17 protein-coding genes are annotated in these 18392 nt (G+C 47.3%); 9 read left to right on the top strand and 8 right to left on the bottom strand.

The window, feature by feature from the left end; all coding sequences use genetic code 11:
- Positions 1-65: 65 nt before the first annotated feature.
- Together AC1XUF_RS06585 and AC1XUF_RS06590 are read right to left on the bottom strand one after the other, a co-directional pair.
- Positions 66-476 carry a DUF4143 domain-containing protein gene (locus AC1XUF_RS06585; protein WP_483340877.1) on the bottom strand — a complete coding sequence of 137 codons (411 nt, stop codon included), beginning with the start codon at positions 474-476 and terminating at the stop codon, positions 66-68.
- Between the two features lie 55 nt (positions 477-531).
- Entirely contained in the window at positions 532-2244 is a 1713-nt protein-coding gene (locus tag AC1XUF_RS06590; RefSeq protein WP_483340878.1) for a PHP domain-containing protein, read from the bottom strand.
- Positions 2245-2885: 641 nt separating this feature from the next.
- On the opposite strand from AC1XUF_RS06590, the gene AC1XUF_RS06595 reads away from it, so the two are divergent.
- The 3 genes from AC1XUF_RS06595 to AC1XUF_RS06605 all read left to right on the top strand — a co-directional run bounded on the left by AC1XUF_RS06595 (position 2886) and on the right by AC1XUF_RS06605 (position 5632).
- Entirely contained in the window at positions 2886-4154 is a 1269-nt protein-coding gene (locus AC1XUF_RS06595; protein WP_483340879.1) for an AGE family epimerase/isomerase, read from the top strand.
- Positions 4155-4316: 162 nt separating this feature from the next.
- Positions 4317-4514 carry a CsbD family protein gene (locus tag AC1XUF_RS06600; protein ID WP_483340880.1) on the top strand — a complete coding sequence of 66 codons (198 nt, stop codon included), beginning with the start codon at positions 4317-4319 and terminating at the stop codon, positions 4512-4514.
- Positions 4515-4630: 116 nt separating this feature from the next.
- Complete coding sequence (locus tag AC1XUF_RS06605) at positions 4631-5632, top strand: 3-hydroxyacyl-CoA dehydrogenase family protein (RefSeq protein ID WP_483340881.1); 1002 nt, start codon at positions 4631-4633, stop codon at positions 5630-5632.
- A gap of 4 nt (positions 5633-5636) precedes the next feature.
- On the opposite strand, the gene AC1XUF_RS06610 is transcribed toward AC1XUF_RS06605, so the two are convergent.
- A complete protein-coding gene (locus AC1XUF_RS06610; RefSeq protein ID WP_483340882.1) occupies positions 5637-6872 on the bottom strand; it encodes an alpha/beta hydrolase family protein in 1236 nt (411 codons plus the stop codon).
- 133 nt (positions 6873-7005) lie between these two features.
- Between AC1XUF_RS06610 and AC1XUF_RS06615 the strand changes: the two genes are divergently transcribed.
- The 6 genes from AC1XUF_RS06615 to AC1XUF_RS06640 all read left to right on the top strand — a co-directional run bounded on the left by AC1XUF_RS06615 (position 7006) and on the right by AC1XUF_RS06640 (position 13565).
- A complete protein-coding gene (locus AC1XUF_RS06615) occupies positions 7006-8316 on the top strand; it encodes a cytochrome ubiquinol oxidase subunit I (RefSeq protein ID WP_483340883.1) in 1311 nt (436 codons plus the stop codon).
- A 39-nt stretch (positions 8317-8355) separates the two neighbouring features.
- Complete coding sequence (locus AC1XUF_RS06620) at positions 8356-9378, top strand: cytochrome d ubiquinol oxidase subunit II (protein WP_483340884.1); 1023 nt, start codon at positions 8356-8358, stop codon at positions 9376-9378.
- Positions 9379-9600: 222 nt separating this feature from the next.
- Positions 9601-10356 carry a LytR/AlgR family response regulator transcription factor gene (locus AC1XUF_RS06625; protein ID WP_483340885.1) on the top strand — a complete coding sequence of 252 codons (756 nt, stop codon included), beginning with the start codon at positions 9601-9603 and terminating at the stop codon, positions 10354-10356.
- A gap of 100 nt (positions 10357-10456) precedes the next feature.
- Entirely contained in the window at positions 10457-11710 is a 1254-nt protein-coding gene (gene fucP, locus AC1XUF_RS06630) for an L-fucose:H+ symporter permease (protein ID WP_483340886.1), read from the top strand.
- A 45-nt stretch (positions 11711-11755) separates the two neighbouring features.
- A complete protein-coding gene (locus AC1XUF_RS06635) occupies positions 11756-12544 on the top strand; it encodes an SDR family oxidoreductase (protein ID WP_483340887.1) in 789 nt (262 codons plus the stop codon).
- A gap of 7 nt (positions 12545-12551) precedes the next feature.
- The gene (locus AC1XUF_RS06640; RefSeq protein ID WP_483340888.1) at positions 12552-13565 is read left to right on the top strand and encodes a zinc-binding alcohol dehydrogenase family protein; all 1014 of its coding nucleotides are present in this window, start codon (positions 12552-12554) and stop codon (positions 13563-13565) included.
- A 3-nt stretch (positions 13566-13568) separates the two neighbouring features.
- Here the strand turns inward: AC1XUF_RS06640 and AC1XUF_RS06645 are convergent, their stop codons facing one another.
- From AC1XUF_RS06645 to AC1XUF_RS06665, 5 genes are read right to left on the bottom strand one after another with little or no spacing between them, the layout of a single operon-like run.
- Positions 13569-14687, bottom strand: coding sequence for an ABC transporter permease (locus AC1XUF_RS06645; protein WP_483340889.1), 1119 nt, complete (start codon positions 14685-14687; stop codon positions 13569-13571).
- A complete protein-coding gene (locus AC1XUF_RS06650) occupies positions 14684-15790 on the bottom strand; it encodes an ABC transporter permease (protein WP_483340890.1) in 1107 nt (368 codons plus the stop codon). The genes AC1XUF_RS06645 and AC1XUF_RS06650 overlap by 4 nt, the downstream gene beginning before the upstream one ends.
- 2 nt (positions 15791-15792) lie before the next feature.
- Entirely contained in the window at positions 15793-16539 is a 747-nt protein-coding gene (locus AC1XUF_RS06655; protein WP_483340891.1) for an ABC transporter ATP-binding protein, read from the bottom strand.
- Positions 16539-17450: an ABC transporter ATP-binding protein gene (locus tag AC1XUF_RS06660; protein WP_483340892.1), complete on the bottom strand. Its 912-nt coding sequence runs from the start codon at positions 17448-17450 to the stop codon at positions 16539-16541. Before AC1XUF_RS06660 ends, AC1XUF_RS06655 begins: the two co-directional genes overlap by 1 nt.
- Complete coding sequence (locus AC1XUF_RS06665) at positions 17450-18385, bottom strand: HlyD family secretion protein (RefSeq protein ID WP_483340893.1); 936 nt, start codon at positions 18383-18385, stop codon at positions 17450-17452. Before AC1XUF_RS06665 ends, AC1XUF_RS06660 begins: the two co-directional genes overlap by 1 nt.
- Between the last annotated feature and the right edge of the window lie 7 nt (positions 18386-18392).

The following is an 18392-nucleotide window of genomic DNA, read 5'->3' on the forward strand; positions in this document are numbered from 1 at the left end:
GCTTCAAAACATACATTTTTGTTGACAATAAAATCAATCTCTCTGCCTGATTTTAACTGATAATACTAAACCTCCCCTTTGTGCATCAATTGATTAAATACCGCATTTTCAAATTTAGCCCCGCTACCCAGCTCTCCGGAAAGCGACGCAATACCATTGTCCAGAAAATAAACTTTTTTTGATTTTACAATTTCACGGTCAGGACTATTGGAGAGCACCGGTACAGTCTTAATAAGGTAACTTTTTCCCAAAAGATCGAGATAGTTTTCAACGGTCCCTCTTGTAAGTCCTGTTAAACTGGTCATTTTGGAAATATCCAGCTTCGTTCCAATCCTTATTGAAAGTAATCGGATAAGCTTAAAGAGATTGATAGGGTTACGGATATTAGAAAGAATGGCCAGGTCAAAATTGATATAAGAGCTCAAAATGTCACTGATCAGGTCCTTTTTCTCTGTGATTGAATCGGCCAGTACCACTTCCGGGAAACCACCGTAACTGACATAGGAATTATAAAATGCTTTAAGTATTGTATTATTTTTTCAATCTTTCTCCCAAATACGCCTCCATCCTCCCCAGCGAAAACGCATTGAAAGTCATATCCTTCGTCAACCCGCCTTTTCTCGCATTGGCCACGCCATAGTGCATATCCAGATAGCCTTCCATTGCGTGCGCATCCGGATTGATGCTTAGCAAAACCCCTTTTTCCATACAATACGAAATCCAGCGCCAGTCCAGGTCGAGCCGCCAGGGGGAGGCATTGATTTCCATTACCACCTTATGCTCCGCGCAGGCATCGATAACCGCCTTGTGATCAATTGGATAGCCCTCACGGGAAAGCAAAAGGCGGCCTGTGGGGTGGCCAAGTATGGTGGTATAAGGGTTTTCGATGGCTTTTATCAGCCTGGCAGTGGCTTTCTCCTGCGACATAGTCAGGTTGCTGTGCACTGAAGCAACGATATAATCGAAGGAAGCCAGTATTTCGGCCGGGTAATCCAGCGAACCGTCGCCCAAAATGTCCGACTCGATGCCTTTCAGAATCTTGAAGGGTTTTTCAGGATTTTCGCTCGCGAACCTTGCGTTCAGCTTTGCGATTTCTTCATGCTGGCGGATCACTTCTTCGATACTCAGCCCCTGCGCGTAAACAGCGGTTTGAGAATGGTCGGCAATGCCCAGGTATTCAAAACCGAGTTCCCGGCAATACAAAGCCATTTGCTCCAATGTATGTTGCCCGTCGGAATAGGTGCTGTGGTTATGCAAAATGCCTTTCAGGTCATCCCACGTAACCAATTGATCAGCCGTATGTGTTTCGGCCCAGGCAAATTCACCCGCGCCTTCGCGCATTTCAGGCACAATGTAGGGGAGTCCGGCTTTTTCGTATATCGTTTCCTCGCTTTCCGCAGTTTCATAATAAGCCTGTCGCCAGATCGTGTTGCCTGCAGCATTGGCATAGCCAAGATGTTCTGCATCGGCAGTTTCCAGGAAAAGTTCATTGACTGTACGTTCGGGGCTTACCGCTACAATTTCTACGGAAACCGCCACTTCCTGCACATTGCCGCGCCAAACAAAAGGAGAAGACTGCTTTTCATTTTGGACCAAATAGTCAATTTCCCCGATCATATTTTGCAATAGAGCCGGGGAATCGGTACTCACCAGGATTTTAATATTGTCCACAATTTCAGATTTCCTGCGGATATCACCAGCAGCGTGCACCTGCCCGAAGTTCTTTTTCAAATCATTGATAATCAAATTAGCCACAGATTCCGCCTTATCCATTCTCAGTTTGCCTGCCTGGTCTTTCAGGAACGCCAGCGAATCGAGTATCTTTTGCTGGATACTTCCGCCAAAACCTTTGAGCTTAGCTACCGAGCCATTCAGGCAGGCCAGTTCCAGTTCGTGCAGGTTATCAATGCCCAGCTCTTTCCATAATACCGCAATCTTTTTGGGGCCGATACCCTTGATATTGAACATTTCCATCACACCAAGCGGCGTATTGGCGATCAGTTCTTCCAGTTCCGGGAAGGTGCCGGTCCTGGCGATCTGCAGAATTTTGCCGGCCGTACTCTTGCCTACTCCCTGCAGCTTCACGAGTTCCTGCTCGGTCATGTACTGAAGCTCACTATCCTTGTATTTATCCAGATAAAATGCGGCTACCCCGTATCCTTTGATCTTAAAAGGATCGGCGCCGTGCAGTTCCAGCAATTTGGCAGTTAATTCAAGTACCTCGACAATTTCGGGATTGCTCATATGATTTCGGATTGAAAAGAATTCTTTGCGAATTACGAAGTATGATCCAGCATTTGCAAATGTTAATTAAGACCTTATTCGTGGGTTCAAGTAGTTATCCTGACAGGTTGTCTTAACTAAAAAACCTAAGATCATGGATACGAATGTGGTGAGTCCTTTTTCCCGGCACCGTTTCCAGCTTGTCGGCGCAGGCTGCCGTCAACCCTTGTTTTTTCGCCCCATGTATTTGCATTCAAGATACCGAAGGACTGGCTTAGCGTAGCATCAGCAGGGTTGGGTTAGGACAACACCGATATGCGGGCCCCGGCTTTACAAAAATTAAAAACTGCTGCCTCGCCAGGATTGCCACAGGTAACCTTGAGATAAGAACTTGGACAACGATAAAAACTTTGACACGATAGCCAATAACCTTTCTTTTGGTGTAATACATATATCGTATTGGACCATTCCATGCGCCGGAAATATGCCGGCCTTGCTGCCCAAGCCGGGAAACACCATTTTGGAAAGTTAGCTCAGGTGAAGAGGGTGTGCACGATATCGCATCGCCAAAGCGGTATACCGGGATGCCCAAACCGGAAAAAGTAAATTGGGTTAAAAACAGGTATACAAGGACATAACATGTGACAGATATAACATTTGATATGAACATAGACCAACTTAAAAGTTACCGCCAGGAAATGGAGCAGCATCTGGTCAGTGAGCTGCTGCCTTTCTGGGAAAAGCGGATTGTTGACCAGGAAAATGGCGGATTCATTACCCATTTTGACAAAGACGGCAATGATTCGGGCGAAGATGAAAAATCACTGATTGCGCAAACCAGATCTGTTTACACGTTTTCCTCCGCCCACCGTGCAGGTTATGGGGACGGCCGATATGCGAAAATTGCAAAGCACGGCGTCGACTTCCTGATCAATAAAATGTGGGATAGCGAATATGGCGGTTTCTATTGGATGATGGACCGGAAGGGTAACGTGAAGATCGACGAAAAGATCATTTACGGACACAGCTTCGCCATTTACTGCCTCTCTGAATATACATTGGCAACCGGCGATCCGGTCGGTCTCGAATATGCTGAAAAAGTGTTCGACCTGCTTCAAAAATACGGTGCGGACACGTATTACGGCGGCTATTTCGAAATGTTCCACCGAAACTGGGAGTTGAAGGGCCCTGGCCCGGCGGGAGGTGACCGCAAAACTTTGGATGCCCACATGCATTTGATGGAAGCATTCACCACTTTATATGAGGCAAGCCAAAAGCAAGTCCATAAGCGGAAACTGATCGAAGTGATCCAATTACTGGTCAACAAAATGATGCATCCTGAATTCAAAACAGGTATTCCGCAGTTCTGGGCCGACTGGTCGGTAGCACCGCAGATCAAATTTGATATTATCTGGGGATGGGACCGTTTTACCGAAGATGGCATGAAGGGCGCCGCGGAGGATAACACCAGCTATGGACATAATGTAGAATTCGCCTGGCTGCTGATGCATGCACTCGACATAGCGGGCATACCCTACTCCGACTACGGAAACCAGCTGGCAGCTTCCTACAACCACGCAGTTGATTATGGTATCGATTGGGAATATGGCGGCGTTTACGTAGAAGGCTCTCATGCAGGACAGGTTTACGACCGTGAAAAGGAGTTTTGGCAACAGGCCGAGGTGATCATTGGATTGCTGGATGCTTACCGGGTTTACGGTGACGAAAAGTTTTTAAAAGCTTATGATGCAACCCACCGGTTCGTCTTCGACCACATGGTCCACACCGAAGTTGGGGAGTGGCTTCCCTTGCTCACTCGCCAGGGTGAGCCGATCTGGACACATATGAGTCACTCCTGGAAAATCAACTACCATACTGTGCGCTCGATGGTACAGGGGATCATCCGGCTGGACAAACTGATCGGAAGTTGAATTTTATACACAAAAACCTGGACAGTACCGGGAAAAAAATTTCTCAAAAGCGAGCGTGCATCATTGATTTTTGTCGGTCGGGCGGTTTGGAACGGTTCTTGATCTAAGTGCATTAGTAATGTGCTTTAACAGCACTTTTTTTCAAACTAAATAACCAAAGTCATGAGCGCGTTCTCACAACAAATTAAAGGAAACTGGAATGAACTGAAAGGTAAATTCAAGCAACAATATGCTGATCTGACGGATGATGATCTGCTGTATGAAGAAGGAAAAGAAGATGAGCTGTTAGGAAAAATTCAGAAGCGAGTTGGCAAGACCCGTGAAGAATTGGAAACAGAAGTGAACAACTGGTCAAACTAAGTTTTGAGATTAAATACAGAAAAGCCCTGGAATCGTTGATTTCGGGGCTTTTTTTGTAGTAGGATGGTTTCAGGTTTCCCTTTTTAAGCTATCGATAAAAACTTAAAAACTGATTGATGAATCCAAGAGAAATACCTGTGGGAATAGTGGGTTTGGGATTAATGGGATGCAGTATTGTAACCTGCCTTTTAATTGCCGGCCACCCGGTGGTAGCAGTAGCGCCGATCAGTGCCGATATGCTGACTGCAGAAAAAAGGATCAGGGAGCACCTGCTCAATTCGTGGCAGAACGGGCTGATCGACAATGAACCGGAATTCTATCTGAAACAGCTGATTATCACAGAAGATTATTCCCTTCTGGAACCCTGTAAGCTGGTGAATGAATGCACCATCGAGAACATGGAAATCAAGGAATCGGTTTATAAAAAAGTGGAAGCTGTTATCGCTGCCGACGCGATTCTCTCCAGCAATACTTCAGCTATCCCGATCAGCAAACTTCAAAAATTAACCCTTTACCCGGAGCGCTTTCTGGGCCTTCATTGGACAGAACCCGCGCATACGACCCGCTTTCTGGAGGTGATCTGCGGCGATGAGTCCGACGTGAAAAAAGGAGAGTATGTTTATGAACTTTCGCATTTGTGGGGCAAGGAGCCCATCCTGGTCAGGAAGGATATTGCCGGGTTTATCACCAACCGGCTGATGTACGCCATGTACCGCGAGGCGATCAGTCTGGTAGAAAATGGTTATGCGACGATCGATGATGTGGACCGCTCATGCCGGAATAATGCAGGCTATTTTATGACCATGGTCGGCGTATTTCGCTGGATGGATTTAACGGGCGTTCCGGCTTATCATACCGTCATGAAAAATCTGCTGCCGACGCTGAACAACAGCACCGAAGTCCCGGAACTGATCGATAAGGTAGTTCGGGAAGGCGGAAAGGGCGTCCTTAACTCTCACGGGTTTTATGAGTACGAGCCGGGAGAAGCCGAAATCTGGGAGGAAACGTTCAAGGAGTTCACCTATGACATCCGTGAACTGGCACTTAAATATCCCGGGGACATCGTCAAACAAAGGCTCAGAGCAAAGCAGAGTTCCGCAACCGAAGATCCAGGCTGATTTCCTACTGAAAGATAAACTCACTTGATGCGGAAAGGTTCCGGTGATCCTTCATGTGAAAAAAGCCATACTTAAAACCACCGTCCGGCATCGCCGTCGATAGCGTATGCTTTTCGGCATCGATTTTCGCTTCCTGTTTCAGCCAGACCCTTTCCTCGTTGGTGGAAGTTGTGTCATTGGAATAATAAAAATCCGCATACCACAAGGAAACGGGCGCCTGATAGAAGGCTTTGATTTCGGCAGGGCCCTTCACTACATTGGCAATATTGCTCAGCGGCAATTTGTTTTCCAGCACACTTTCCATGAAATACCTGATTTCATGCGGCTCCCATCCCCAGGGGTGGCTGTGTTTCATATCTGGCAGCAAAAGCACCTGCCGCTTGTTTTCAGGCACCAGGTTGTAAGTTTTGCTGTAAGGGACCACATTGTAGTGTCTATCTTTGTTCCCATTCACAAAACAAAACCGGGGACTTGCGTAAGGAAGATAAGCGGACGGATCAAAATAACGCATCCACTTCTTCCGGCCAGCAGCTGAAAGATGGTTCAACGGCTCTTTAAATACATCCGATTCATCGTAAAAGCCACATCCGTAAACAGGAACGGCGGCTTTGAATCGACTATCCAGCGAAGCTACCATACAGGTCAGGTAGCCACCCCAGCTGATGCCGGTAACACACGTTTTGGTCTGGTCCACTTCCGGAAGGTGAAGCAGTACAGAATGTGCCAGGATAGCTGATGCCACGGCATGATAGCTCCAAACGTTTTTTAAGTCTGCGGTTTCTATTTTGTCAAATTTATTCTCACTGGACTGCTCCGGTCCGGGCTTCGCCAGTTTTTTACCATCTATGCCATTTCCCGACAAATCCATGGCGATCGCCGCGTAACCTTCCGACGCCCATTTTTCCACCCATTCCTTAAAGGCCTTTCCCCCTCCTCCATGGATCAGCACAATACCCGGAAATTTACTCTTGCCTGTTCCTTTCCCGCTCAGTAAATAAGGGTTTGAGTAATAAGCAAATACCTGTGTAGGATGACCTTCATAATCAACACTTTGATACAGCAACGTGTGAACGGGGCTTTTTTTGTCAAGCCACTGCACTTCCGGCGCCTTGCTAAGTTTGTCAAGGTCCCATAACAACGAATCGATTTTTATCGCCTTGCGGTCAATAACAACGTCGGCCTTTTGCTGACCAAAGGCAGTGAATGTGATCATTAGTAAAAAAACAATATTTTGTTTCATTGGATACGTCTGACCTTTTTTAAATGTAGGTTTTCAGCCATTTCTTTTGACTTATTTCGGCGCAAAAGTGGTTCTTATGATAAGACTTAGATAGTTTTGAGCTACTGCATTCTTCAATAAAGCTTATCTTGAAATGAATGATTTTATAGCAGCAAGATCCCAGATGGCTCTCTCCCTGGGATTCCATATCATATTCTCCTGCATCGGAATGGTCATGCCGTTTTTTATGGCTATAGCACACTACTACTGGCTCAAGACCGGCCAGCCCGTTTACAAAAACGTTACCAAAGCCTGGAGTAAAGGTGTGGCGATATTTTTTGCCACCGGGGCCGTTTCAGGAACGGTACTTTCGTTCGAACTCGGGCTTTTGTGGCCTGGTTTTATGAAGCATGCGGGGCCCATTTTCGGAATGCCGTTTTCCTTAGAAGGAACGGCATTTTTTATTGAAGCGATTGCATTGGGCTTTTTCCTTTATGGGTGGGACCGTTTCAACAAGTGGTTCCACTGGTTTACAGGTGTTATAGTTGGGGTGAGCGGGCTCGCGTCGGGGATATTGGTGGTTGCGGCCAATGCCTGGATGAACAGTCCTGCCGGGTTTGAATATGTGAATGGTGAATATCTCAATATCGACCCCATTGCTGCGATGTTCAATGATGCCTGGTTCTCGCAGGCATTACATATGACCATCGCAGCATTCGCGGCCACTGGTTTTGCTGTCGCGGGAGTGCATGCATTCATGGTCCTCAAAGGCCGGAATGTACTTTTTCACACCAAATCATTTACCATTGCAGCCGTTTTCGGGTGCGCAGCCGCGATATTGCAGCCATTGAGCGGAGATATCTCTGCCAAGGATGTGGCAATCAGGCAGCCCGCCAAGCTGGCCGCTATGGAGGCACATTTCCACACCGAAGAATCGGCTTCCCTGATCGTCGGCGGCATACCTGACGAAAAAAACAAAAAGGTGGACTATGCCATCCAATTACCAGGATTTTTAAGCTTCCTGGCACACGGAGATTTCAAATCCGAAGTGACTGGCCTGGACCAAATCCCCGAAAAAAATCAACCCCCGGTTGCCATCACCCATTATGCATTTCAGATCATGGTGGGCACAGGTATGGCCTTGATGCTCATTTCGGCGATCTATTTCTTTGCCCGCTGGAAACATAAAGAATGGGAAACCAGCCCCTGGTTATTGAAATTGTTTACAGCCGCCACGCCATTAGGGTTTATCGCTGTTGAGGCGGGCTGGACGGTGACAGAAGTGGGCCGCCAACCCTGGATCATCTACAACATCATGCGCACCGCCGACGCGGTAACGCCGATGCCCGGCATTGCTTATTCATTTTACCTGTTCACAGCCGTGTACGTCTCGCTGGCGGTCATCGTCGTTTTCATGTTATACCGGCAAATCAAAATGGTCGGCAAACTGTACGATCGGGCATGACGGTCATTCAGTAAATCACGCATTCAATTATTAATCCATATGCTCTACGTCGTTATCACCTTCCTCTGGGCTTCTATCCTGCTTTACCTCCTGTTGGGAGGGGCCGATTACGGTGCCGGTATCATTGAGCTTTTTACCTCGCGGAAAAACAAAGAAATTACCCGCAAAACCCTTTATTCGGCCATCGGGCCGATCTGGGAAGCCAATCACATGTGGCTGATCATTGCGATTGTGATCCTGTTCGTGGGATTTCCTGTTATTTACTCAACCATGTCGATTAACCTGCATATCCCACTGACAATCATGCTATTGGGTATCATTGCCAGGGGGACGGCCTTTACATTTAGGCACTATGACGCCGTGGTGGACGATATGCAGCACATTTACAATTCCATATTTGCTATATCCAGTTTTGTTACCCCTTTGTTTCTGGGGATCATTGCTGGAAGCGCTGTTTCGGGACATATCGATCCGCAGGCCGACAGCTTTCTGTCCGCTTATATTTTCAGCTGGCTCCATTGGTTTGCTGTCACAGTAGGGCTTTTTACCGTTTCTATTTGCGGTTTTCTGGCTTCGGTGTATCTGATTGGAGAAACAGATAACGAACCGGACCGTTTACGTTTCGCGCACAAGGCACAATTTTTCAATATCGCGGCGGTCCTATGCGGCATCCTGGTTTTCGCCGCAGCCTATTTTGAACATATCCCACTGATCAGCTGGGTTTTCGGAAACTGGGTGGGGAGGATTGCCATCATTTCGGCCACACTCTCATTGATATGGATGTGGTATTTGCTTTATCAGGGAGATATCCGGATGCTGCGCCCCCTGGCAGGTTTTCAGGTTACCATGATCCTGCTGACAACAACTTATCAGCATTTCCCGAATATCGTCATCCTGAAAGACGGTGGATACCTGTCGCTGCTGGAACACAGCGGTCAGGATAAAACCATGCAAGCACTCGGACTGGCCTTGCTGATCGGAAGCGTGTTCATACTTCCTGCTTTGTTCTATCTGATTTACAGCTTCCAGAAAAGGCCATTGAACTACGGGGACCCGCATTGAACCTTCCGCGGCCTTTATTTTTCTTCATTCTTTGTTCAAAAACAGCTCAGCAAGATCTCATTTTTGTTTCCGGCTGCCACTCCTGCGCTTACCCTTTTGATAAACTATCACTACCGATGGAACATTAAAAAGTAACGCTGCCACTCATTCCGTTTATTTTGAGAAACCGAAAACATTTGTCTATCAAAATGTCCGGACGTCAAGGTAAATCCCACTTCTTGTATGATAAAAGTTCTGATCATCGATGATGAATATAAAGCAAGAAACATTCTCCAGCACTATATCAGTGAATTCGTTCCGGAGGTCACCGAAGTGAGGGTCGCCTCCTCTGCGGAATTTGCCCGGCAAATTTTACGAAGTTACCGCCCCGCCATCGTTTTTCTAGATATCGAAATGCCTCAGCAAAACGGGTTCGATTTCCTGCGCAGCCTTAAAAAATTGCCCTTCGAGATCATCTTCACCACCGCCTATAATGAATATGCCGTTCAGGCGATCCGGTTCAGCGCGCTGGATTACTTACTCAAACCTATAGATCCCGATGAGCTGGTACAGGCAGTCCATCGATTTATTGCAAAAAAAAAATCCGAGCGTCAGAAAAAACAGCTTTACGATAACTTATTGCAGAACATTGGAAGAAGGGATGTTACAGACTTCCGGCTGGGTGTCCCTTCGAGCGACGGGGTTTTCTTTTTCGCTGTCAAAGAAATCTTAAGAATGGAAGCCGACAGAAACTATACCATCATTTATGTGAAAGACAAGCGTCCTTTTATAGCAAGCCGGACTCTCAAGGATTTCGAAATCATGCTTGAGAAGTTCAAATTCATTCGCACCCACAAATCCCATCTTGTCAACGCCTCGCACATTGTCCACCTCAGCAAAAACCACGAATTCCTGGTGATGTGCGACGGCGAACGGATCGAAATTTCGCGCAGAAAAAAAGAGACAGTCCAGCGCATACTCAATCTGGCCGGAACCTGATATGAGGCTTTTCAGGCATTTCTTCCTAAAAAATATAATTCCTTTGCATTGTTTTGTTTTACTTTACATCCGTTCCTGAACCTATTAATTCCTGACCTCTATGACCGATCGTAAAACGCGGCTGGCTGTTATTCTGATCACATCATTATTTTTTCTCTGGGGCTTTGCCCTCAACCTCAATCCCATTCTCATCCCGCATTTAAAGAAAGCATGTCAACTCAGTGATTTTCAGTCTGCGCTGATCGATTCCGCTTCATACATTGCTTACTTTCTGATTGCTTTGCCTGCAGGTCTTTTTATGAAAAAGTACGGGTACAAAGCAGGTATCACCCTTGGATTGCTCCTGTTTGCTTTCGGGACTTTTCTCTTTTACCCAGCTGCCGAGATGCGTCATTTCGGTTTTTTCCTGGTGGCCCTGTTCATCATCGCCAGCGGCCTCACCATGTTGGAAACCGCAGCCAATCCCTACATTACGGTTCTCGGGGATGCCGATTCCGCAACGCAACGCCTCAATTTCGCCCAGTCTTTCAACGGCCTCGCTGCATTTCTCGCACCTTTGATGGGCGGGACGTTCATCCTTTCCGGGAAAACGTTATCCGAACAGGAGCAATCGGGTATGTCTGGGGCAGATCTAAACAGTTATCTCAATGCGGAAGCCTCTTCCGTTCAAATGCCCTTTATCGTGATTGGCGTGGTAGTGTTGCTAGTGGCGGTAATGTTCTGGCGTACGCCTCTCCCCGAAATCAAGGATGAAGAAGAAACGGGCTTAAAAGTGCAGGGTTCGATCTGGGAAGAAAAAAACCTGATCATGGGAACCGCTGCCCAGTTTTTCTACGTCGGTGCGCAGGTTTGCATCAGTAGCTTTTTTATCCGCTTTGCAGATAAAGTGGCGGGCATCGACGAAAAAACAGCGGCTTATCTCCTTTCCGGTGCTTTTTTGAGCTTCATGATCGGACGATTTATCGGTACCTACCTCATGCGTTTCATTGCTCCGCCACGCCTTTTGGCACTTTACAGCATTATCAATGTCGGTTTGCTGATCATTGCTGTTTTCACCACAGGTATGTTCTCCGTTTACGCACTGGTCGGTGTGGAGTTTTTCATGTCCATCATGTTTCCGACGATTTTTGCGCTCAGCATCCGCGGACTGGGAGAGAAAACAAAGATCGGCTCGTCACTGGTCATCATGTCCATTGTAGGTGGGGCGGTTTTCCCAGTGATCATGGGCCAGGTTTCGGACCTTTCTTCAATTCAAACCGCCTACCTGGTTCCGGCAGTCTGCTTTCTGGTGGTACTCTATTTCGCCATTAAAAACAATTCCATCAAAAGCGTAACCCTGGGCACGTCGCACTGACAGCTCCAACCATATTTAAGCATTAGTACTTCAATTTTAGATCAAATGGACTTACAACTTCAAAATAAGATAATCATTGTTACAGGCGGGGCGAAGGGAATTGGAGAGGGAATTGTGCAGGTTCTGGCTTCGGAAGGCGCCATTCCTGTCATCGTAGGGCGCAATGCCGAAGACAACCAAAAAATGGTGGACGACCTGGCGTCAAAAGGTTGCCAATCCTTCCAGGTTGTTGCTGAGCTTACAAACCCCGAAGCATCTGAAAAAGCCGTTGCGGCGGTTCTGGAAAAATATGGCCGGATCGACGGGCTGGTCAACAATGCCGGAGTTAACGACGGCGTCGGCCTTGAAAACGGCGATTACGAAAGTTTCATCGCTTCCCTGCATAAAAATGTGGTGCATTACTATCTGATGGCACAACACGCGCTCCCTGCCTTGAAAGCTTCAAAAGGGTCCATCGTCAATATCAGTTCCAAAACTGCCGACACAGGCCAGGGAGGTACTTCAGCATACGCCGCTGCAAACGGCGGCAGAAACGCCCTGACACGTGAATGGGCTGTCGAACTGCTTAAATATGGTATACGTGTCAACTCGGTTATTGTCGCCGAATGCTGGACCCCACTTTATGAGCGCTGGATCCAAACATTGCCAAACCCGAAAGAAAAGCTAGAATCGATTGTATCCAAAATCCCGTTGGAAAACCGGATGACCACCGCCGAAGAAATTGCCAATATGACCGTTTTCCTGTTATCCCAGCGTTCAAGCCATACAACCGGACAGTTAATTTATGTCGATGGCGGCTATGTTCATCTCGACCGCGCGCTCGCTAACTCCTGACACGCCAATGGAAATATTAGTTTGCACAACCCCTGGGACATTTTCATACCAGGAAACCGAAATGCCTCTTGTCGCCGAAGGTCATACGCTTATCCAGATCAAAAGGATAGGAATTTGCGGAACCGATCTGCATGCTTTCGAAGGGACACAACCTTTTTTTAATTACCCCAGGATTCTCGGACATGAGCTGGCAGGCGAGATTGCAGAAACGGACAACCCCGATTTTCGTGTTGGCGAGGCCGTCACATTCATTCCGTATTTCAACTGCGGCAAATGTATTGCCTGCCGAAAAGGCAAGCCCAACTGCTGTACCACGCTGAAAGTTTCCGGAGTACATATTGATGGCGGCATGGCCGAATACCTGTCGGTCCCCTCCTATTCACTGGTTCATGGCGAAGGTCTGAGCTTCGATGAGCTGGCCCTGGTAGAACCGCTCGCAATCGGTGCGCATGGCGTGAGGCGTGCGGATGTTCAAAAAGATGAATTTGTTTTGATAGTTGGCGCAGGGCCTATCGGATTGGGGACAATGGAGTTCGCACGCATTGCCAGCGGAAAGGTGATTGCATTGGATATCAATGACGCACGACTGTCCTTTTGCAAAGACCGCCTTGGAGTGGAACACACCATTAACGGCCTTACCCGGAATGTCGTGGAGGATTTACTCGAGATCACGGATGGTGAAATGCCAACCAAGATCATCGACGCAACCGGTAATTTACGGGCTATCAATACGGCTTTCGGTTACCTGGCGCATGGAGGGGCGTATGTATTGGTGGGTTTACAAAAAGGCGACATCAGTTTCAGCCATCCCGAATTCCATAAACGGGAAGCAACCCTGATGAGCAGCCGGAACGCTACGAGGGCTGATTTCGAACATGTGATCCAGTGCATGAAAAATGGCTTGGTTGATCCGAAGACCTACATCACACACCGGGTTGCTTTCGGGCAGGTGAAGGACGAATTTGAAAGCTGGCTCGATCCGGCTAATGGTGTCATCAAAGCCATGGTATCCATGGACTGACGGTCAGTTTGTTTTTTTGTAATTCAAAATCGCCCATCCATTCAAAATAACAGCCATTATGGAAACAATCCCGAGGTGCGGCAGGACGTCTCTCAGGCTGCTTCCTTTCAGAATGACCATCCGCATCACCTCTATCATATAGCGTACCGGATTGAAACGGGTAATGAACTTGGCCCAATCCGGCATGCTATCGATGGAAGTAAACAAACCTCCCAATAAAATAAACACCATCATGAAAAAGAACATGATGAACATCGCCTGCTGCTGGGTGTCGCAAAAAGTGGACACCAGCAACCCGAAACCCAGAACGGTGAGCAGGTAAATGGCGATGAAGACGTAGAGGGTTAAAAGGCTTCCGACAGGCACAATCCCATAAATTAATCTGGCAAGGACCAGTCCGACCGTGAAAATGATATTGGCCAGGACCCAAAACGGGATCAGTTTTCCCAGAATAAAAATGTGCTTTTTGATGGGTGTCACATTGATCTGCTCAATGGTGCCTATCTCCTTCTCCTTCACAATATTCAATGCCGAAAGAAACCCGCCGACCATGGTTACCAGGATGGCGAGGATCCCGGGAACGATAAATATTTTGTAGTTCAAAACCGGGTTAAACCAATTGGAGGCGACAATATCAATCACGGGAAACTGACTGTAACGTGGCTGCTGTACCAGCTGCATACGAATCTCCGCATTGAATGCGCCAATGATACTGCCCAGGTACGATCCTCCCAGATTCGCCTTGGTACCGTTAATTGCATTGACGGCCACAAATAATTTCTGCTTATCCTCCCGGATGAGGTTGCGTTCGAAGCCATGTGGAATTTCCAGGATCAGATCTGCCTTATCCGATTCGATCAATTTGAAAGCTTCGTTGTAGGAACTGTTGTAACCTTGCAGTTTGAAATAGCCAGAAGCGATTACTTTCGATATCAGCTTTTGGGAATAAGACGATTTATCATTGTCGACAACGGCCAGGTTCACATTCCTTACCTCGTAATCGGCAGCCAGCGGCATCACGATCAATTGGATGCAGGGCATTAAAAAGATCAGCGCCATAATTGCCTTATCCCGAAAGATCTGCCGGAATTCTTTGCGCAATAAAAATTTCAATGTCCTCATTGCAAGCGGATTTTAAAACTCTTCAAAGTGATCGTCAGCAAAAACAACGTCATCCCGAACAGGATAAGCGTTTCTTTCCAGAGCGCCGAAATACCCAATCCTTTGATCATGACAGATTTCACAATGATATAGAACCATTTGGAAGGGACGATATTGGAAATGATCTGTAAAGGCAGCGGCATGTTTTCGATCGGAAACAAAAAACCACTGAACATGATGGTTGGTAACAGCATACCCATCAGTGAAATCAGCATGGCCACTTGCTGGGAATCTGTTTTAACAGAGATAAAAATGCCCAACGAAAGACAGGTGATAATGAATAAGGTGCTTTCTGCAAAAAGCAATGGTACGTTTCCTTTCACCGGAAGGTCCAGTACGAAAACGCTCAAAAGCAGGATAGCCGTTACATTTACCAGCGAGAGGATCAGGTACGGAAACGCTTTCGCAAAAATCACCAATATAGGCTTAAATGGCGAAACAAGTAGTATTTCCATTGTTCCGGTTTCCTTTTCCCTGACAATCGAAATAGCAGTCATCATCACCGAAACCAGCATTAAAACCAGCGCCATTACTCCTGGCACAAAACCATGCGCCCCTTTCATTTGCGGATTGTAGAGCATCCGGGTCTCAGGCGTGATCTGATAAGGGATTTTCAGGCTTTCGTTGACCTGGTTCTGATAATCCTGGATGATGGCCGACAGGTAATTGGTGATCATATTGGCCGTATTGATGTCGGTCGCATCCGTAATGATCTGGACCTGGGCTTTATTGGTGTGCAACAGGTCCTCATTGAAGTTCGCCGGAAAAACAACAACGGCCTTGATTTTCCCTGCCTGAAAGGTTGCCAGGATTTCCTTGTGCGTTGGCGCAACCTTTCGGATCTTAAAATAACGGCTCGCGCCAATCCGGGTGATCATCTGCTGGGATGCATCGTCTTTGGCATCATCTACGACCAAAATCTCCGAGTCCTTTACTTCATTGGTCAAAGCAAAACCAAAGAGCAATATCTGCGCAATAGGCATTCCGAACAGGATCAGCAACGTCCTGCGGTCCCTCAGCACATGGTAAAATTCCTTCCTGACAAAGGATATGAACTGTTTCATGATCAATCCCCTCTTTTTGCGTTTCTCGCAAGCTGGTAAAATACTTCATCCATGGAACCGACGCCAAAGCTTTTTTTCAGATTAGCGGGTGTGTCCAGCACCTCCATCCGGCCATCGACCATGATGGATATACGATTGCAATATTCGGCTTCGTCCATGTAGTGCGTCGTCACAAAAATGGTAATGCCCCGGTCGGCAGCTTCGTAGATGAGTTCCCAGAATTGTCTCCGCGTAACAGGATCTACGCCGCCGGTAGGCTCGTCGAGGAACACGATTTTCGGCTCATGCAAAACGGCCACCGAAAACGACAGCTTCTGCTTCCAGCCCAGCGGCAATGACCCTACCAGCTTCTTTCCCTCACTTTTCAGGCCCAGCCGGTTAAGAAGTCCTTCGGTTTTGATTGCCAATTGCCGGTCCGTCAACCCGTAAATACCGCCGAAAAACTCGATGTTTTCCAGCACCGTCAGGTTTTCGTACAGCGAGAACTTCTGGCTCATATAGCCAATGTTATGTTTGATCTGTTCCGTCTGGCTGTACACATCGAAACCCGCGATGGTCGCTTTGCCCGAGGTGGGGGTGGATAAGCCGCACAACATGCGCATGGCGGTTGTTTTCCCTGCACCGTTTGCACCAAGGAAGCCAAATATTTCCCCTTTGCTTACTTCAAAAGTAATTTCGCTGGTGGCAGTAAAATCGCCGAAGCGCTTGGTGAGTTTCTCGCAAACAATCACTTTTTCGTCCTGCGCCATCAGTTAAGTAGTTTGATAAATGAATCCTCAATGGTCGCTTCTATATTTTTGATCTCGATGCCAGTCAGCTGTTTATCAGCCAGGTAACGCTCAAGATCCTCTAAGTTCCTCGTCTGGTCTTTGAATGTGGCATGTGCATATTCTCCGAAAGCGTAGCTGTTTAATATACCGGGATCATTTTGAAGGGTTTTCAGCAGAGGGTACATTTCATTGGCTTTGATCGCATACAGTTTTTCAGGGTAAGCCTTCACAATGTTTTCGGGGGTATCTATGGAGAGCATTTTCCCGCCCTGCATCAATGCAATCCGGTCGCATAGGGATGCCTCGTCCATGTAGGGAGTGGATACGATGATCGTGATATTTTGTTCTTTCAATCTTTTCAGCATTTCCCAGAACTCCTTTCTCGAAACCGGGTCTACCCCGGTTGTAGGCTCGTCCAGGAAAAGTGTCGCTGGCTTATGGATCAATGCACAGCACAGCGCGAGCTTCTGTTTCATCCCTCCCGACAGCTTGCCTGCCCTGCGTTTTTTGAAGGGTTCTATCTGCACATAAATATCCCTGATCAGATCGTAGTTTTCTTTAATGGTCGTCCCGAATATGGTCGCAAAAAAATGGAGGTTTTCTTCAATGGTTAAGTCCTGGTACAAAGAGAATTTTCCGGGCATATAGCCGACCGTGCTCCTGATACTTTTGAAATCTCTGACCACATCAAATCCGTCCACAGACGCAGTGCCGCTATCGGCGAGCAGTAACGTGGTCAGTATCCTGAAAATGCTTGTTTTTCCCGCACCATCCGGCCCGATCAGCCCGAATAACTCCCCTTTTCCGACAGAAAAAGAGATATCGTCTACGGCTACTGTTTTCTCTTTGCCGTAAGTTTTCGTAATATTTTGAACAATAACTGCTTCCATTATTTCAAGATGACTTCGCCGTACATGCCTATTTTCAGTAAACCATCATTTTTGACACCGATTTTGACTGCGTACACCAGGTTAGCCCGCTCATCCTTCGTTTGAATGGTTTTTGGGGTAAACTCAGCTTTACTGCTGATCCAGTCAATCGTTCCGGGCAATTCGCGGTACTTACCGTCTTTGTCGTCCACCAGCACCTTCACGGGCTGGCTCAATTTGATACCGGGGAGCTGGTCGCCGGTGACATAGGCCCGCAAAATGATTGTTGTCAAATCAGCGATCTTATACAGCGGCTTTCCGGCAGCCGCAATTTCATTGGCTTCGGCATACTTGCTCAGCACGGTCCCATTTACCTCATTCACGATTTTAGATTTGGAAAGCTGGTCGTTGATCTGCTCAATCTGCACAGCAAGCGGCTGAACATCGGCCCTCAACCCGGAAGTCTGCGTTTTCAACACCGATTTCTGGGCGGCGTCCTGTCTGCGGATCACTTCCAGCTGTTTCTGCAACTCCTCTATCTGCGCATTGATGTCGTCTAACTGTTTGGGAGCAGCCGCATCTGCTTTTAGCAGGTTTTGAACCCGGTTTCTCTCATGTAACAGATTCTCCAGCCGCACTTGGTTTACGGCGATCTGTTGTTTGTAAACGTTGGTTTGAGCAGCAATATCGGGAACCCTGCTGCCTGTTGCACGGATCTGTGCTTCGAGTTGCTTTTTCTTGAGGAACAGCTGTACACTATCAATATAGCCTACCACTTGTCCTGCTTTGAGTTCCTGGCCTTCCTCGAGGTTCAGCTGCATTATCCTGCCCGTTGCTTCTGCGGATATGATGGTTTCTACGGCTTCAAATGTCCCGGATGCGTCGTAAATATTCTCCTTGCTCTTACAGCACGAAAGTCCGATGATGAGTATCAGTATGGAGGCCGGTGTTTTCATGTGATGG

This window comes from Dyadobacter sp. HNCC25DJ185 (assembly GCF_056895195.1).

Bases quoted from the DNA above. Each gene is read 5' to 3' on its own strand.
- AC1XUF_RS06635 (WP_483340887.1), top strand. From the start codon at position 11,756: ATGGACTTACAACTTCAAAATAAGATAATCATTGTTACAGGCGGGGCG.
- AC1XUF_RS06595 (WP_483340879.1), top strand. From the start codon at position 2,886: ATGAACATAGACCAACTTAAAAGTTACCGCCAGGAAATGGAGCAGCAT.
- AC1XUF_RS06620 (WP_483340884.1), top strand. From the start codon at position 8,356: ATGCTCTACGTCGTTATCACCTTCCTCTGGGCTTCTATCCTGCTTTAC.
- AC1XUF_RS06625 (WP_483340885.1), top strand. From the start codon at position 9,601: ATGATAAAAGTTCTGATCATCGATGATGAATATAAAGCAAGAAACATT.
- AC1XUF_RS06590 (WP_483340878.1), bottom strand. From the start codon at position 2,244: ATGAGCAATCCCGAAATTGTCGAGGTACTTGAATTAACTGCCAAATTG.
- AC1XUF_RS06660 (WP_483340892.1), bottom strand. From the start codon at position 17,450: ATGGAAGCAGTTATTGTTCAAAATATTACGAAAACTTACGGCAAAGAG.
- AC1XUF_RS06615 (WP_483340883.1), top strand. From the start codon at position 7,006: ATGAATGATTTTATAGCAGCAAGATCCCAGATGGCTCTCTCCCTGGGA.
- AC1XUF_RS06645 (WP_483340889.1), bottom strand. From the start codon at position 14,687: ATGAGGACATTGAAATTTTTATTGCGCAAAGAATTCCGGCAGATCTTT.
- AC1XUF_RS06665 (WP_483340893.1), bottom strand. From the start codon at position 18,385: ATGAAAACACCGGCCTCCATACTGATACTCATCATCGGACTTTCGTGC.
- AC1XUF_RS06605 (WP_483340881.1), top strand. From the start codon at position 4,631: ATGAATCCAAGAGAAATACCTGTGGGAATAGTGGGTTTGGGATTAATG.
- AC1XUF_RS06655 (WP_483340891.1), bottom strand. From the start codon at position 16,539: ATGGCGCAGGACGAAAAAGTGATTGTTTGCGAGAAACTCACCAAGCGC.
- AC1XUF_RS06650 (WP_483340890.1), bottom strand. From the start codon at position 15,790: ATGAAACAGTTCATATCCTTTGTCAGGAAGGAATTTTACCATGTGCTG.
- AC1XUF_RS06640 (WP_483340888.1), top strand. From the start codon at position 12,552: ATGGAAATATTAGTTTGCACAACCCCTGGGACATTTTCATACCAGGAA.
- fucP (WP_483340886.1), top strand. From the start codon at position 10,457: ATGACCGATCGTAAAACGCGGCTGGCTGTTATTCTGATCACATCATTA.
- AC1XUF_RS06600 (WP_483340880.1), top strand. From the start codon at position 4,317: ATGAGCGCGTTCTCACAACAAATTAAAGGAAACTGGAATGAACTGAAA.
- AC1XUF_RS06610 (WP_483340882.1), bottom strand. From the start codon at position 6,872: ATGAAACAAAATATTGTTTTTTTACTAATGATCACATTCACTGCCTTT.